Source organism: Pedobacter agri (genome assembly GCF_032678665.1).
Taxonomy (GTDB): Bacteria; Bacteroidota; Bacteroidia; order Sphingobacteriales; family Sphingobacteriaceae; genus Pedobacter; species Pedobacter agri_A.
Map to the genome: position 1 here is coordinate 304,596 of NZ_JAVTSH010000002.1, position 13,582 is coordinate 318,177.

At 38.8% G+C, this 13,582-nt stretch carries 14 protein-coding genes; 4 read left to right on the plus strand and 10 right to left on the minus strand.

Going from position 1 to position 13,582, the window contains the following annotated elements; all coding sequences use genetic code 11:
* Positions 1-190: 190 nt before the first annotated feature.
* The 3 genes from R2Q70_RS04890 to pyrE form a co-directional block, all read right to left on the minus strand.
* A complete protein-coding gene (locus R2Q70_RS04890) occupies positions 191-2,857 on the minus strand; it encodes an alpha-L-rhamnosidase (RefSeq protein WP_316806532.1) in 2,667 nt (888 codons plus the stop codon).
* Between the two features lie 146 nt (positions 2,858-3,003).
* On the minus strand, positions 3,004-3,402 hold the full coding sequence (locus R2Q70_RS04895) for an SRPBCC family protein (protein ID WP_316806533.1): 399 nt from the start codon (positions 3,400-3,402) through the stop codon (positions 3,004-3,006).
* Positions 3,403-3,434: 32 nt separating this feature from the next.
* Complete coding sequence (gene pyrE, locus R2Q70_RS04900) at positions 3,435-4,094, minus strand: orotate phosphoribosyltransferase (protein ID WP_316806534.1); 660 nt, start codon at positions 4,092-4,094, stop codon at positions 3,435-3,437.
* On the opposite strand from pyrE, the gene R2Q70_RS04905 reads away from it, so the two are divergent.
* Positions 4,093-4,704 (plus strand): NUDIX hydrolase, encoded by a 612-nt coding sequence (locus R2Q70_RS04905; RefSeq protein ID WP_316806535.1) that lies wholly within the window; start codon positions 4,093-4,095, stop codon positions 4,702-4,704. The genes pyrE and R2Q70_RS04905 overlap by 2 nt on opposite strands.
* A gap of 111 nt (positions 4,705-4,815) precedes the next feature.
* Here R2Q70_RS04905 and R2Q70_RS04910 read toward each other — a convergent pair whose 3' ends face one another.
* The 5 genes from R2Q70_RS04910 to R2Q70_RS04930 all read right to left on the minus strand — a co-directional run bounded on the left by R2Q70_RS04910 (position 4,816) and on the right by R2Q70_RS04930 (position 8,431).
* On the minus strand, positions 4,816-5,421 hold the full coding sequence (locus R2Q70_RS04910; protein WP_316806536.1) for a hypothetical protein: 606 nt from the start codon (positions 5,419-5,421) through the stop codon (positions 4,816-4,818).
* Complete coding sequence (locus R2Q70_RS04915; RefSeq protein ID WP_316806537.1) at positions 5,411-5,914, minus strand: sigma-70 family RNA polymerase sigma factor; 504 nt, start codon at positions 5,912-5,914, stop codon at positions 5,411-5,413. Before R2Q70_RS04915 ends, R2Q70_RS04910 begins: the two co-directional genes overlap by 11 nt.
* Before the next feature lie 157 nt (positions 5,915-6,071).
* Positions 6,072-6,542, minus strand: a complete 471-nt coding sequence (gene coaD, locus R2Q70_RS04920) for a pantetheine-phosphate adenylyltransferase (RefSeq protein WP_316806538.1) — start codon at positions 6,540-6,542, stop codon at positions 6,072-6,074.
* A 555-nt stretch (positions 6,543-7,097) separates the two neighbouring features.
* Positions 7,098-7,634: a 16S rRNA (guanine(966)-N(2))-methyltransferase RsmD gene (gene rsmD / locus R2Q70_RS04925; protein ID WP_316806539.1), complete on the minus strand. Its 537-nt coding sequence runs from the start codon at positions 7,632-7,634 to the stop codon at positions 7,098-7,100.
* Positions 7,625-8,431 (minus strand): DUF3822 family protein, encoded by an 807-nt coding sequence (locus tag R2Q70_RS04930; RefSeq protein ID WP_316806540.1) that lies wholly within the window; start codon positions 8,429-8,431, stop codon positions 7,625-7,627. Before R2Q70_RS04930 ends, rsmD begins: the two co-directional genes overlap by 10 nt.
* Positions 8,432-8,678: 247 nt before the next feature.
* Here R2Q70_RS04930 and R2Q70_RS04935 point away from each other — a divergent pair, with 247 nt between their 5' ends.
* From R2Q70_RS04935 to R2Q70_RS04945, 3 genes are all read left to right on the plus strand, one after another.
* Positions 8,679-9,818, plus strand: a complete 1,140-nt coding sequence (locus R2Q70_RS04935; protein ID WP_316806541.1) for a putative sensor domain DACNV-containing protein — start codon at positions 8,679-8,681, stop codon at positions 9,816-9,818.
* Positions 9,819-10,104: 286 nt separating this feature from the next.
* Complete coding sequence (locus tag R2Q70_RS04940; protein ID WP_316806542.1) at positions 10,105-11,538, plus strand: ATP-dependent RecD-like DNA helicase; 1,434 nt, start codon at positions 10,105-10,107, stop codon at positions 11,536-11,538.
* A gap of 193 nt (positions 11,539-11,731) precedes the next feature.
* Positions 11,732-12,400, plus strand: coding sequence for an MCP four helix bundle domain-containing protein (locus R2Q70_RS04945; protein WP_316806543.1), 669 nt, complete (start codon positions 11,732-11,734; stop codon positions 12,398-12,400).
* Positions 12,401-12,471: 71 nt separating this feature from the next.
* On the opposite strand, the gene R2Q70_RS04950 is transcribed toward R2Q70_RS04945, so the two are convergent.
* A complete protein-coding gene (locus R2Q70_RS04950; protein ID WP_316806544.1) occupies positions 12,472-13,317 on the minus strand; it encodes a S1 RNA-binding domain-containing protein in 846 nt (281 codons plus the stop codon).
* Between the two features lie 70 nt (positions 13,318-13,387).
* Positions 13,388-13,519: a hypothetical protein gene (locus R2Q70_RS04955; RefSeq protein WP_316806545.1), complete on the minus strand. Its 132-nt coding sequence runs from the start codon at positions 13,517-13,519 to the stop codon at positions 13,388-13,390.
* Positions 13,520-13,582: the final 63 nt, after the last annotated feature.

Below are 13,582 nucleotides of genomic sequence, written 5' to 3' on the forward strand. Positions count from 1 at the left end.
TTTTGATTTTCTAATCGGAAATTTTGTCGGTTAATGGTCTGTATTCATGACTAAATTACTGATTGCTAACGTTTTGTACTGAAAAATTGGCGGATTTGTTTGAGAATTTAGGTTCAACTCCGTTATTAGATATGAAAAATAACTTTATGAATCTTCTCTTCGCAAATAGCTAATTATAATGGTTTTATGTTTACCTCAATTTATGTTCGATAAGATATTTACCTGCTACTAAATTAATTTTTCCGTCCTTGGTTAGTTTTCCATTCACAAAAATATCCATTTGGCTCACTATATCCAGGTTAATTGTTCCAGTGGAGTTTGGAGGAATTGTGATATCATATTGAATGCCTTTATTTGTTCGCTGCCAGGCACTTGTAATTTTACCATATGGACCAATATGACTGGCTTCAAAAGAATTTAAGCCATCCACAGTGTGTGGATCTAAGATGACATGTTTAAATCCAGGCTGATTTTCATCAGGCCTAATGCCACCTGGAGATTTGTACAACCAGGCGCCAATTTCCCCAAACATAATGTGGTTCATGGAGATGTCGGATTTGGCATCAATCGGCCAGTTTTCATATAAGGTTGTGGCGCCGTTTTCCATCCACCAACCCCAGCTAGGGTAGGTTTTTTGAGCCGCCACCTGGTAAGCCGAATTGCTATAGCCATTTTCGCTTAAGGCGTTTAATATTGCCTTAGTGCCAAGCAAGCCCACATCCAGGTGATAACCATCGGCCGCTACACGTTTGGCTAAATTTTCTGCTACCAACTGCACTGACTCTTCCGGAACAATTTTCCAGTAAAGCGGCACACTCATATCTGTTTGTATCCCCGAACCATATATGCCTTTATTTTTATCAAGGTATTTTGCATTGAAGGCTAATTTAATTTTATTGGCCAACCTGGTGTATCTTTCACTATCAGCAGTTTTCCCCAATATTTTAGCTGCTTTTGCCAGGATCACTACATCAGCGTAATAATAACAAGTTGAGGTAAGTTCTACCGGAGATTTTGATTTTACAGGAATCCAATCTCCCAGCCCCCAGCTTGTTAAGCCTGTTGGATAGGTTTCATCAATATGGTTTACATATTTACGGATGTTTTCGTAACAGTCGGAGAGCAGCTTTTTATCGCCATAAAACAAATAAATATTCCAGGGAATAATTGCGATGGTGCTCGTCCAGTCTGGTCCGTTGCCCCATTCGTAACCCCAGCCATCCGTTGGAATAATAGAAGGGAGGACGCCATTCGGCTGCTGCTCATCGCGATGATCGGCCAGCCATTTTTCGTAAATGGTAATCCCATCAAAACCATAAAGCCCGGTTTCTATTGCAATCTGTGCATCACCCGTCCAACCGTTTTTTTCACGTTGCGGGCAGTCAGTAGGGTAGCCAAAAAGATTGGATAGGTAAGAATTATTTGTAGCGTAATATATTTTGTTAATGATGGGTTCCGATGCCTTAATATTTCCAGTTTGCGGCACATCGCTATGCATAAAATAGCTCACTAAATTCTCTTTTTTCAACTCGAGCGGAGTGGAACTTGTCACTTCTACATATTGAAAACCTTTATAATTGAAATGTGGCATAAAACTTTGCTCACCTTTTCCATTTAAGATCAAAATATCCATTTGAAAAGGGTCGGTATTATCGGTAGGACGATAATGTGCATCAATGTTTGAAATATCTAGTCGCCCGTTTGCATACAATCTTTCACCATGTTTAAGGCGAACAGTTGTTCCGGCGGGGCCATTTAAGGTGATTTTACTTACGCCAGAAATGTTCCTTCCTAAATCAAACAGGTAAGTGGTATCATTAATTTTTTTGATGGATTTTGTTGCAATCTCTTCCACATTTCGAATAGGATGTAATGCTTGTGCAACAATATTTCTTGATGGCGCAGAGCGATACATTACCGCCTTCCAGTCTTTATCATCAAAGTTTGCGGTGTTCCATCCTGGCTTCTCCATACGTGCATCATAATGTTCGGCCGTATAAATGCTGTTAAAAACGACGGGACTTAAAGCTGTTTTCCAATCTTTGCCTGATTTAATGGTTTCTGTGGTCCCATCTTCGTAGTTAATCCGAACATCTAAACAAAAAGTGGGACGGTTGCGCCAAGGTGCACGATCGAAATACCATACCGCGGTTGACTGATGATTGTACCATCCATTGCCTAACAGGACGCCAATACCATTTTTGCCCTGCTGGATGGCGCTGGTAACATCATAGGTTACGTATAGGGTACGCCTATCGAAACGGGTATACATCGGATCCATACGATGATTGCCAATCTTCTTTCCATTGATAGATAGTTCGTATAAACCGCCGGCGGCGATGTAAGCTCGTGCCGATTTTACTTTTTTTGTTGCGTTAAAGGTATTTCTGAAATAGGGTGCAGGTTTAAGTTTGATGTTTTCGTTGTCTGATATCCAAGCGCCCTGCCAGTTGGCCATGTTCATCATTCCCATTTCAAAACTGGCAATTTTGCTTAAAGTTTTTTTGCGACCGTTTGTAACATCAACCCTCCAAAAATACTTGGTAAAAGGTTTTAGTGGTTTTCCAGAAAAAATAACCAGGTTGACATCAGATTTAGCCCAGCCTGAATTCCAGCAGCTCGCTTTTTCTTGCGTCAGTGCAGCAGAATCAACATCGACCAAAATACGATAAGCTGTTTGTTTGGCGCCCATACTTGCATCATTCATTTGCCAGGTAAAACGCGGCTTGGCATTGTCTAAGCCAATGGGGTTTTTCAAATATTCTGTTTTAAGCGCAGTTAAAGATTGTGAACTTGCACTTAAGTAAATGAATGGTGCAAGAAATAACATTAAAATTCGAGGGAGATGAAATTTCATAGTTTGTGGTTATCAAAAACTAAGGTATCAAAATAAAAGGCTCGTGAATAAATATCAATGGAATTTTTACGCATAAAAAAAGCGAAGAGGAACCTTCGCTATATATTTTGAAATAATTGCCAGAAATTAGCCCGGCGTGTATTTGACTATCCTAAAATTTCTTTTAGCTTTTGCGTTTGATGATCAACCAGTTTTTGTAACGGACCTGAAGCCAACATTTTCATCATCATATTTAAATCTGCTGAGATGATGTGTTTTGCTGTAGTTGTACCGTTTCCATTGTCAGTAACTGTCCATTTTAGCTCTACCTCAAAAGGTGCTTTTTCGGTTGGGATGGCTGTTAATTCCTGATTTTCTACACGATTAGAGATTTTGATTGCCAGTTTAGCCATGTTTTGGATGGTGAAACGTGCCTCATCTTCTGTAGATTCCCAGTTGTAAATGTTTTCCGGCATCAATTGCTGATGATTGTTCATGTCAGAAAGAAAAGTGTAAACCTCTGAAACGGGTTTATTTACCTCTACAGCGTTTTCAATAATCGTCATTATATATTTTATCGGTTAGTTTTTTCAGGTATTTATGATTTGGGACTTACTGTTTGTCCCCATTCAGATGGATTTAAACGCCATTTGCTTAATAACTCCATATCACTTTTGGCGATAATACTGTGCTCAGCAGCATAATCAATTAAAGCGGCATAATTTGATAAAGTTAAATAACGGCATTTTGCAGCAGTGAAGTTCTCATCAGCTTTTTCAAATCCATAAGTAAAAATAGCAGCTAAACCGGCTACTGATAAGCCAGCAGCTCTTAGTGCTTCAACCGCCTGCAGGCTGCTTTTACCTGTGGAAATTAAATCTTCGATCACTACAACGCGTTGTCCTTCCACAACTTCGCCTTCAATTAGGCTTCCAGTTCCGTGTTCTTTAGCTTTAGCTCTAACATAAATAAAAGGTAAGCCCAATTCCTGCGCCACTAAAACGCCTTGTGGAATTCCGGCAGTGGCTACTCCAGCAATAACATCAACTGATCCAAATTCTTCCTGAATCGCTTGTGCTAACTTCTGACGGATGTAAGTTCTAACCTGAGGATGTGAAAGGGTGATTCTGTTATCGCAATAAATTGGCGACTTCCAACCCGACGCCCAAGTAAAAGGATTATTAGGTTGTAATTTAATTGCCTTTATTTGTAATAAAAATTCCGCTACCTTTAATTCAATATCACTTTTATTATACATGGCCCAAAAATACAGAATTTATATTAACGATAACACCCTCTTTATATCAGATGTTTTGCCTGAACAAAAAGAAAAAATTCAACAGCTTGAATTTCAGGATTTTGATTTGCAGACATTTTACAAAAAATTAAAAAACGGGTCTAAAAAAAGCTACATTTTTTTAACTAAAAACCCTCAGGAAACCTTTAGAAGGCTAAAAAAGAACTGTGAAATTATCAAAGCTGCCGGTGGCCTGGTGGAGAGTGTAAACGGAAATTACTTGTTTATTTTTAGAAATAAGAAATGGGATTTGCCAAAGGGAAAGCTTGAAGATGGCGAAAACATGAAAGAAACTGCCGTTAGAGAGGTAGAGGAGGAGTGTGGGATAAAGGTTGCTAAAAGGGAAGAGAAGCTTTGCAAAACTTATCATGTTTATCCGATGGGCTCAAAAATGGTAATTAAAAAAACCAACTGGTACAAAATGAAAGTGAAAGGCGAACCGAAACTGATTCCTCAAAAAGAAGAAGGTATTGATGAAGCGGTTTGGTTAGATAAAAATCACATCGGACCAGTGGTAAAAAACACTTTTCCTTCAATTATGGATGTGTTAAGGGCAGGTGGGATTTTGTAATCACAAAACCTTCCTTTCAGCTGAAATAGTGAAATTCTTTATGCTTTTTTTAATTGCGATGTAATCGCTACCCTATGATGCGCTCGTTTGAAACGAGCGCAAGCAAATTATTTATTCATAATCCAATTCATCAACCACTTTTTTAACCCTGGCTAAATACTTTCCATAATAATACCAAGCCCAGAGTTCGGTAATCAGGCCAATAATCACGATGGTTATAAAACAGTTTAATAGTATGTATGTGGGCGAAAGCTTAGCTAAAACCTTATTTACCGCACCCGTTTTTTCAATAAGTAAATAAACCGCTATAAAACCCACCCATATAAAAGCAATAATGTAGGTGAGTGCTTTGTATAACTCGATATTGAGTTTCATTTCGTAGAAAAACCAAAGGATACTTTTTCTACTATCCATGGTCATGTCGCATGAATTCTTGTAAAACCGATAGAATTTAAAAAAATAATGAGCGGTAAAACCACACGTTATCGCATAAAAAGCTAGATATACTAATTTCATTTGAGGAGAGAAACCGAATAAGTAAGGAAATGCAGCCATTAAAATTAATGCAACAATCTGGTACTTAAATTCATGTTTCATCTTTTTACGAAGGATATCAATAGGCGTTTTGGCTTGTTTTGTTTCAAGTATATCTTCTGAGATGTTTGGTTCAGCTGATTGATCAGCCTGCCAATCATTTTTTAAATCGTCAAAATTCATAACCGTTTTTCTTTATGATGAATTGTAATTTTTCTTTTGTTCTATTGAGTTTTACCCTGGCGTTTACTTCACTAATTCCGAGATTTTGGGCAATTTCCCGGTGCGATTGATTTTCCAGGAAAAGAAAGATTAATGCCTTTTCTACTGCATTTAATTCCTGAACGGCTTTGTAGAGATAAGCTAACTTTTCCTCTTTCGCTTCGCTATCGTCGGCATCAATAACATCAATATTTTCATTAAGTGGTGTTTTATCCACTTTCCGATGATCTTTTTTGAAATAAACTAAAGCCGTATTCAGGGCTACACGGTACATCCAAGTAGAGAATTTGCTGTTGCCCTTAAAAGTTGGATAAGCTTTCCAAAGCTGCATCACAATTTCCTGAAACAAATCCCGCTGTTGTTCAGCATCGTTCATATACATTTTTGAAACTTTATGTATAATCGCTTTATGCTGATTGATGAGAGAAAGAAATAGGTTTTCAGTTTCTTTCATTTCCAGCTTTTGCATGGGCTAGGTAAAAAGCTTTAGGGTGCCTGACTGTTGCCACAGCAGCGAGAATGACCAATCGAGTTTTCATACTTCAGTATTTTTACTCCATATGTAAACTATTTTGGAAAACGTTACACCAGTGGTAAAAATATTTTTAAGCTCAGGGTTTATACAAAAAATCCAACGCCTCTTTAGGCACAAAGGGACTAACATCACCATGATTTCTTAAGATGTCGCGAACGATGGTTGAGCTAATGGCAGAATATTCAGGTTTGCTTAATAGTAGAATGGTTTCTACTTCAGGCATCATGGTTTGGTTAATTTGAGCGATTGCTCTTTCGTATTCAAAATCTGATGCTGAGCGAATACCGCGAACCATGTAGGTCGCATTTATTTTACGGCAAAAGTCGACAGTTAAGCCTTCGTAGGTTTGGATTTCGATATTTTGGTAACCTTGGAAAACTGTTTCTAAAATATGTAGCCGTTGTTCGGCGCTTAGGAAGTTTTGCTTAGCACTATTTAAGCCAATTCCGATTACAATCTTATCAAAAAGGGGAGTGGCACGTTGTAAGATATTAACGTGTGCAATGGTGATTGGATCGAATGAACCTGGAAATAGCGCTACCTTCATATTCAAAGATAGATTTTTAAGCGGAAAGGTGAAAAATTAAAGTTTTATGCTTCTTGCAACCGGCATGTCGACCGGAGTGTAACGGAGCAGAGAGATTTTTTCCTACGGTTTATATGGTTCAAAGATTTCTCGGCTTCGCTCGAAATGACGGTGATTTTAATAGTAGCTTCTTGCAATCGTCATCTCGACCGGAGTACAACGGAGCGGAGAGATCTTTTTCGGCTGTCATCTCGATGGAATCGCAGTCCCGAAACTTTGGGAGAGTGAGATCTTTTCCTACTGTTTATATAGTTCAAAGATTTCTCGGCTTCGCTCGAAATGACGGTGATTTTAATAGTAGCTTCTTGCAATCGTCATCTCGACCGGAGTACAACGGAGCGGAGAGATCTTTTTCGGCTGTCATCTCGATGGAATCGCAGTCCCGAAACTTTGGGAGAGTGAGATCTTTTCCTACGGTTTGTATAATTCAAAGATTTCTCAGCTTCGCTCGAAATGACGGTAATATCTTATTGTTACAACTTTGCGTCCTTTGCGAGAACTTAGCGCTCTTTGCGGTTAACTAAACTCAAAAAAACTGAACGACGAATTACCGTATTTACGGGTTTCAGTATAACCCGGCTGGCTATTCAGTTTCATATTGCTTTGGTGTTCTACAACCAATAAACCATCGGGTTTAAGCAATTGCTGTGCGGCAACCATCACTGGAATTTGCGGGATATTAGGCATGTTATAAGGTGGGTCGGCAAAAATTAAATCATAAGCACCAGTCATTTGTTTTAGCAGTTTAAAAACATCGCCCTTGCGCACTTCTACCTGGCTAAATTCATATTTGCTGGCAGTTGTTTTAACCCAGTTTACACAGCCATAATCCATATCTACGGCCAAAATTTTTTCAGCATTACGCGATGCAAATTCAAAAGTCAGGTTTCCTGTTCCACAAAATAAATCCAAAACAGTGCAGGTTTCAAAATCAAACCTGTTGTTTAAAATATTAAAAAGCGCCTCTTTTGCCATATCGGTAGTTGGGCGTACAGGTAAATTCGCTGGCGGCTGTAAACGAATTCCTTTTAATTTGCCTCCAATTATTCGCATAAATCCAAAGCAAGCAATCCGCTAAAATAGTGTTTAGGCATATCAGCCAACAACTCACTGTTTTGTTTTCCTGCGGGAAAAAAGAAATATAGATTATTGAAATATTTTAGAAGCGTACTGTAATAATCATCGTCTTCATTGATAATGCCTTGCAGGTATACCGGAACTGATTCCGTTAACCCTAACTGCTCAATAATTAACAACAAAAAGTAATTAAATTCTTCAGCAGTTTCTGCCTCATAATGGTTTTGAAAAGTGATTTTATTGTCCTTTACAAACAGCACATTAAATGAAGAAGCGGTGAAATCAACTAGTAAAGCATCGCCCGATAAATGGCCAGATAAAGCAAGTAAGGGCGAAGATTGAGGATAAACAACCGTACTTTCAGGGAGTTTTTCTTGTACCTTTTCATCCAGAGAAAATAGGGTGTTAAAGCCTAATTGATCATGATGTTTGGTGTGAATTTTACGCTCCGAACCCATGAATTTGGCATAAACGGGCAAATTTTCCTTGTCAAACCATTCATCAGGAATAAAAATGAAGTTTGACGTATGAATTGCAGCCTTAATGGCGCCATAGGATTGTGATAAATGAGCATCAGTTTCAAAAGCAAACTTCAAATCCTGCTCCACATCATCACACCCTTGCTTATCGAAAATTACATTAATCTCATCTGACTCCTTATTTATTACCGCATAAGAAAAACTGTCATTCGTTATTTTTAACAATAAATGGCAATTTACTGATGCATCAGCTTTAAAATTCGGATCGACCAATAAAAGACTGTTGTTACTCATTGAAACAAAAATAGAGTTTTTTAGATATTAACCGCAAAGGCTACAAAGTTTTTTCGCAAAGGATGCCAGGTGGAAAGGATCAACTGGCGTAGGCCGCAAATAAAAAGATAATATACATTGTGGTCTTTGTGCCTCGTTGGTGATCAATTCTCTTGTGTTCTTTGCAGTTAAATCAAACCCAATCTTTTTACCAAAATCATACCTTTCCTTTATCTGAAATTTGAAATATTCAGCTTAAATTCGAAACATGAGTTACAAGCCTACTTATAAAGCAGCAAACACAGTTGCAGCTAAAATTGAGCAACATTTTGTTAAATTACATGCAAATGCAAAGGCGCAAGGAGAGTTAGATTTGGCTACGCAACCCGAGAAGAAAACCATAGAGGCGCTGATTGATGTTGCTTTTTGGAGTAGCTTGCGGAAAGAGGAGGGGCATTCACCTCGCATTTCTATTGCTTTTTTACCGCCCTCGCAAACCTCGAAACCGTTAAAATTTGCCAAACCTTTGCCGCTAAATGCCAATACACTAACTAAAATAGCACCTGGTATTGAGCGTTCGGGAATTCACCTGGGCGTTTGGGAAGAAGATGGTGAACTGTATATTTGGGGCACTACCTTAAATATTCCCAACTTTTGCTTCGTTGTAGATGTTTCGGAACCCGGGCTGATTGTAATTAAACACCGCCGGATTTATGGCATCGGAAAATATACCAATGTTGCTGTACTAAAAGGAGAGCAGATTAGAATTGTAGACGATACTTCATGCGGAAACCGCGATTGTCCGCCGATTTTAAAGGCGTTGCTCGATTTAACAGTGCTGGCAAGTTGGAACGATCCGATTAATATTTTAATCCAGTTTTCTGTTTCCATGCGTAGCCATGGGCGAGGTGGTGCATTATTAATAGTACCAAAAAATGATACCAAGTGGGAAGAGTCGATTATTCATCCGATACAATACTTGGTAGAACCTCCGTTTTGTGGACTATCAAATCTGGCAAAACAGAGTGGTAACCAGAGTGAAATTTTTTCTCAAGGTGCTTTGCGTAGAGAGGTGGAGCATCTTGCCGGCTTAACTGCTGTTGATGGTGCTACCATTATTAATGAAGAATTTGATTTGATTGCTTTTGGTGCGAAGATTGGACGAGCGAAAGGGAAACCAACGGTTGAACAAATTGCATTCTCGGAACCAATTGTGGGTGGCGAAGATAAGATTTTGTATCCTGGGCAATTGGGCGGAACAAGGCATTTTTCAGTAGCACAATTCGTTAACGACCAGCCGCAGGCAATTGGTTTGGTTGCATCGCAGGATGGGCATTTTACCATTTTTAGCTGGAGTAAACAGCAGAAAATGGTTATGGCACATCGGATTGAAACATTGTTATTGTAACATAAATTGTTCTATTGTCTGATGGTTCGATTGTTAAGCTGTGTTGCCGCAGACTTCATTCATTTAGCCATTTCGCAGGAGCTGACAATAAAAAGAGCTGCTATCTTTGCATGCTAAACCGTATTGCAGCGGCATCTTTTTGTTGCGATCTGGAGCGTAGCAGAAGGGCAACAAAAAATATAGCGGAAAGACGGACTGCTGCAGCCGATGATTGCAGCAATTGCTTTTCTAATAATTAATACAGGCGCTTTTCAAAACAATTTACCAATAAAACCATTCACCATACATGTACCTTAACAAAACTCATATAATAGCCGAAGCTTATGAACACATGCCCACTAAAGAGCAATTGCTTTTTTGCGAGCGGATGTCGAGGTTTTTGCAGGAGGACGACGAATACAGGTGTTTTGTTTTAAAAGGCTACGCAGGTACGGGTAAAACCACCTCGGTAGCGGCGTTGGTGAAGGTATTGGGTAAATTTGGTTTAAAAAGCGAACTACTGGCGCCGACAGGGCGGGCGGCTAAAGTGATGAGTCAGTATGCACAGCGGAAGGCCTTAACCATTCACAAAAGAATTTACCGGAAACGGTCGGCTGCATCGCCGGAAATGCAGTTTCAAATTGCGCCAAATTTATCAGAAAATACGCTTTTCATTATTGATGAGGCCTCGATGATTGCCGATGAGTTTAACGAAACGGGCTCTTCAATTTTAAGGGATTTGCTGGAATTTGTATACAACACTAAAAATTGTTTTTTACTTTTTGTGGGCGATACGGCACAGTTGCCGCCAGTTGGGAGCTTGGATAGCCCGGCGCTGAATGAACAATATTTGAAAGATAAATTTGCGCTAACGATAACTTCTGTAGAGTTAAAGGAAGTGGTTCGGCAGGAGAAAAAATCGGGGATTTTGGCTAATGCGACCATGTTAAGGAATCAGATTGCTAAAAATCCCGAAAATCCGTTGCCTAAATTTCTAACTAAAAGTTACCAGGATATTTACAATATGGCCGGCGCCCGGCTGGTTGAAGGGCTTGAATATGCCTACCGAAAATTTGGAATAGAAAATACCTTGGTGGTTTGCCGTTCAAATAAATCTGCAAATATTTACAATCAGCAAATCAGGGCGAGATTGTTATACCGGGAGGAAGAATTAACCGGTGGCGACCAGATTATGGTGGTTCGGAACAATTATTTTTGGTTGCCCGAAAATGAGGAAACCGCTTTTATTGCCAACGGCGATATGGCCAAAGTTATTCGCGTTCGTGGTGAAGAGGAACGTTATGGTTTTCGTTTTGCCGATGCCACGCTGGAGTTTTTAGATTTTCCGGCTGCGGGGCAAATTAGTTGTAAGGTAATGTTGGATACTTTGAATCTGGAATCGGCAAACCTGCCTTATGAGCAAAATAAAAAACTTTTCGATGGTTTAAATGAGGATTACGAGCACATTGCCAACAAGCGTGAACGAATGCTGGCCATCAAAGCCGATCCGTTTTATAACGCTTTACAAATCAAATTCGCGTATGCGGTTACCTGCCATAAAGCACAGGGCGGGCAATGGGATGCTGTATTTGCCGACCAAGGCTACCTAACGGAAGAGATGATTGATCTGGATTTTCTCCGCTGGTTGTATACCGCCGTTACCCGAGCCAAAAAGGAACTTTACCTGGTAAACTTTGCGCCACAGCTGTTTGCCAAAACGGCTCAGGCAGATTATTTTTAAAGCCTAAACTTTGCCACGGAAACACGGATTTACACGGAATCTTTTTCCTGATAAAATAACACTAATTGTGAACACAGCATTAAAGATATGAGCATATTTTAAACAAGTTGAAGATGTTGATCCCGAAGATCCTGAATAGCGTGAGTGTGCTAAATATAAAATTCTTATCTTGAATAGCTAACCAAATAACCCTATGAAATTCGCATTTAGTCTTAAAAATAAACTGAAAATTGCTTTTTTGCTGTTCTGTATCATGTGCTGTACGTTGCTTATACGTTTTCTGGAAGATAAGAGCGTAACTAAAATAAACGAATCGTTTATTTCGATGTACAACGATCGGTTAATTCCGGCAACGGATTTATATTTCATTGCTGAAAACCTCTATCATAAAAATGCAATCCTGCAAGATGCTTTGGCAGGTAATAAATTTCACCCATCGGCTAGCCTATCAAAAATCGACAGCCACAATCAAAAAATCGATTCGGTAATTAATAAGTATGAATTAACGTTGCTGGTGAAACAAGAAAAAACTTTTCTTGATGATTTGAAAATTGCTTTAAGTGCTCAACAGCAGTTGGAGCATAAAATATTAAGTTTAGCCGAAAGCGAAGGAAAAGAAATTTATGAAACGCTTGGAAGAAATGCTTCAAAACAAACACTCGCAAAACTTTCAGCATTAATTAAAATCCAATCGAAAGTAGGTGATGAGTTAATTAAGGATTCAAAAATATTCGTGTCAGGAACTAAAATTTATTCTACTTTTCAGGGCATTTTAGCCGTAATCATCGGTATCATGATTGTGTCGATTATCTCAGCTTCAAATATGGTGAAAATTCAAAATGATAAGTTTAACTTAAATTAGGTTTAAGCCGTTAACTCGCCATATAAGACATCTGAATCCGAATGTCTTATATGGTTTGAAAGTATACGTATTTATTCTGCGTCATCATCGGTTAACAACCTTATCGAATCATCAGAAAGCACAATTAGGCGCTCTTTGTACAAAGAACCAATCGTTTTTTTGAATGCACTTTTGCTAATCTGGAAACGATGATAAATTTCTTCAGGAGAACTTTTATCACCCAACTCAATTACGCCACCGCTTTTTTTCAGGGCTGCCAAAATCATTTCTTTCGAATCTAAAATGTGGCCATAACCACTAGGTTGTAAAGTTAAATCGATTTTGCCTTCTACTCGGATTTTTTTAATCCAGCCTTTACGTTGATCGCCAACCTGAATGTTATCAAAAACCTCATTGTGGTAAAGCAAACCAATGTAAGTGTTGTTTATAATTGCATTAAAGCCTAAATCCGTTTCTTCGGTAATCAACAAACTTACCTCATCACCTTCCTCAAAATCAAAATCTTCCTCTTCAACAAAATCGTATAATTTAGATGAAGCCAATAGGCGGTCGCTATTTTCATCTAAATACAAATACACCACATATTTGTAGCCTTTTTGCATGGGCCTTTTTTGTTCTTTGGTGGGTACGTAAACATCTTTATCAATACCTAAATCAATATAGGTGCCATCATCACCATCAGAAACCACTTTCAAGAAAGCAAAATCGCCTACCTCGGCATAAGCTTTTTGGGTAGTTCCGGTTAAACGACCGTCTTTCTGGATGTACACAAAAACGCTTACGTTATCTCCAATTTCCAGTCCTTGTGGTACATATTGGTACGGCAAAATGACCAGTTTATCGCCATCGGTTAAATTTAAGCCAGCTTCAGTTTTGCTTAAAACCCTTAATTCGTTGTATTTTCCTATTTCAATCATCGTGTGGGAACCATTTTCTTCAATGGCTATGTTACAAAGGTAGCAATGTTTGTCCGTAATCTATTTTTAATTATTTGGAAAGGTGCTGCGGCATTTCATCGGTGAGTTCAGTCGGGCCGTTCGCTAAATCTTTTATTGGTAAAACCAATAAAAGGATATCGCTGCCATCCCGTTTATTAACAAAGGCTAGTGCAAATGGCAAGCACCGCTCTTTTTAGGCACTGCTTACATCTAAGATATTTATGTTATCGCAATTTTACATTCC

Excerpts from the sequence above, each read along its gene's own strand:
- R2Q70_RS04950 (WP_316806544.1), bottom strand. The coding sequence starts at position 13,317 with ATGATTGAAATAGGAAAATACAACGAATTAAGGGTTTTAAGCAAAACT.
- R2Q70_RS04905 (WP_316806535.1), top strand. The coding sequence starts at position 4,093 with ATGGCCCAAAAATACAGAATTTATATTAACGATAACACCCTCTTTATA.
- coaD (WP_316806538.1), bottom strand. The coding sequence starts at position 6,542 with ATGAAGGTAGCGCTATTTCCAGGTTCATTCGATCCAATCACCATTGCA.
- R2Q70_RS04930 (WP_316806540.1), bottom strand. The coding sequence starts at position 8,431 with ATGAGTAACAACAGTCTTTTATTGGTCGATCCGAATTTTAAAGCTGAT.
- R2Q70_RS04895 (WP_316806533.1), bottom strand. The coding sequence starts at position 3,402 with ATGACGATTATTGAAAACGCTGTAGAGGTAAATAAACCCGTTTCAGAG.
- R2Q70_RS04910 (WP_316806536.1), bottom strand. The coding sequence starts at position 5,421 with ATGAATTTTGACGATTTAAAAAATGATTGGCAGGCTGATCAATCAGCT.
- R2Q70_RS04945 (WP_316806543.1), top strand. The coding sequence starts at position 11,732 with ATGAAATTCGCATTTAGTCTTAAAAATAAACTGAAAATTGCTTTTTTG.
- pyrE (WP_316806534.1), bottom strand. The coding sequence starts at position 4,094 with ATGTATAATAAAAGTGATATTGAATTAAAGGTAGCGGAATTTTTATTA.
- R2Q70_RS04915 (WP_316806537.1), bottom strand. The coding sequence starts at position 5,914 with ATGAAAGAAACTGAAAACCTATTTCTTTCTCTCATCAATCAGCATAAA.
- rsmD (WP_316806539.1), bottom strand. The coding sequence starts at position 7,634 with ATGCGAATAATTGGAGGCAAATTAAAAGGAATTCGTTTACAGCCGCCA.
- R2Q70_RS04940 (WP_316806542.1), top strand. The coding sequence starts at position 10,105 with ATGTACCTTAACAAAACTCATATAATAGCCGAAGCTTATGAACACATG.
- R2Q70_RS04935 (WP_316806541.1), top strand. The coding sequence starts at position 8,679 with ATGAGTTACAAGCCTACTTATAAAGCAGCAAACACAGTTGCAGCTAAA.
- R2Q70_RS04890 (WP_316806532.1), bottom strand. The coding sequence starts at position 2,857 with ATGAAATTTCATCTCCCTCGAATTTTAATGTTATTTCTTGCACCATTC.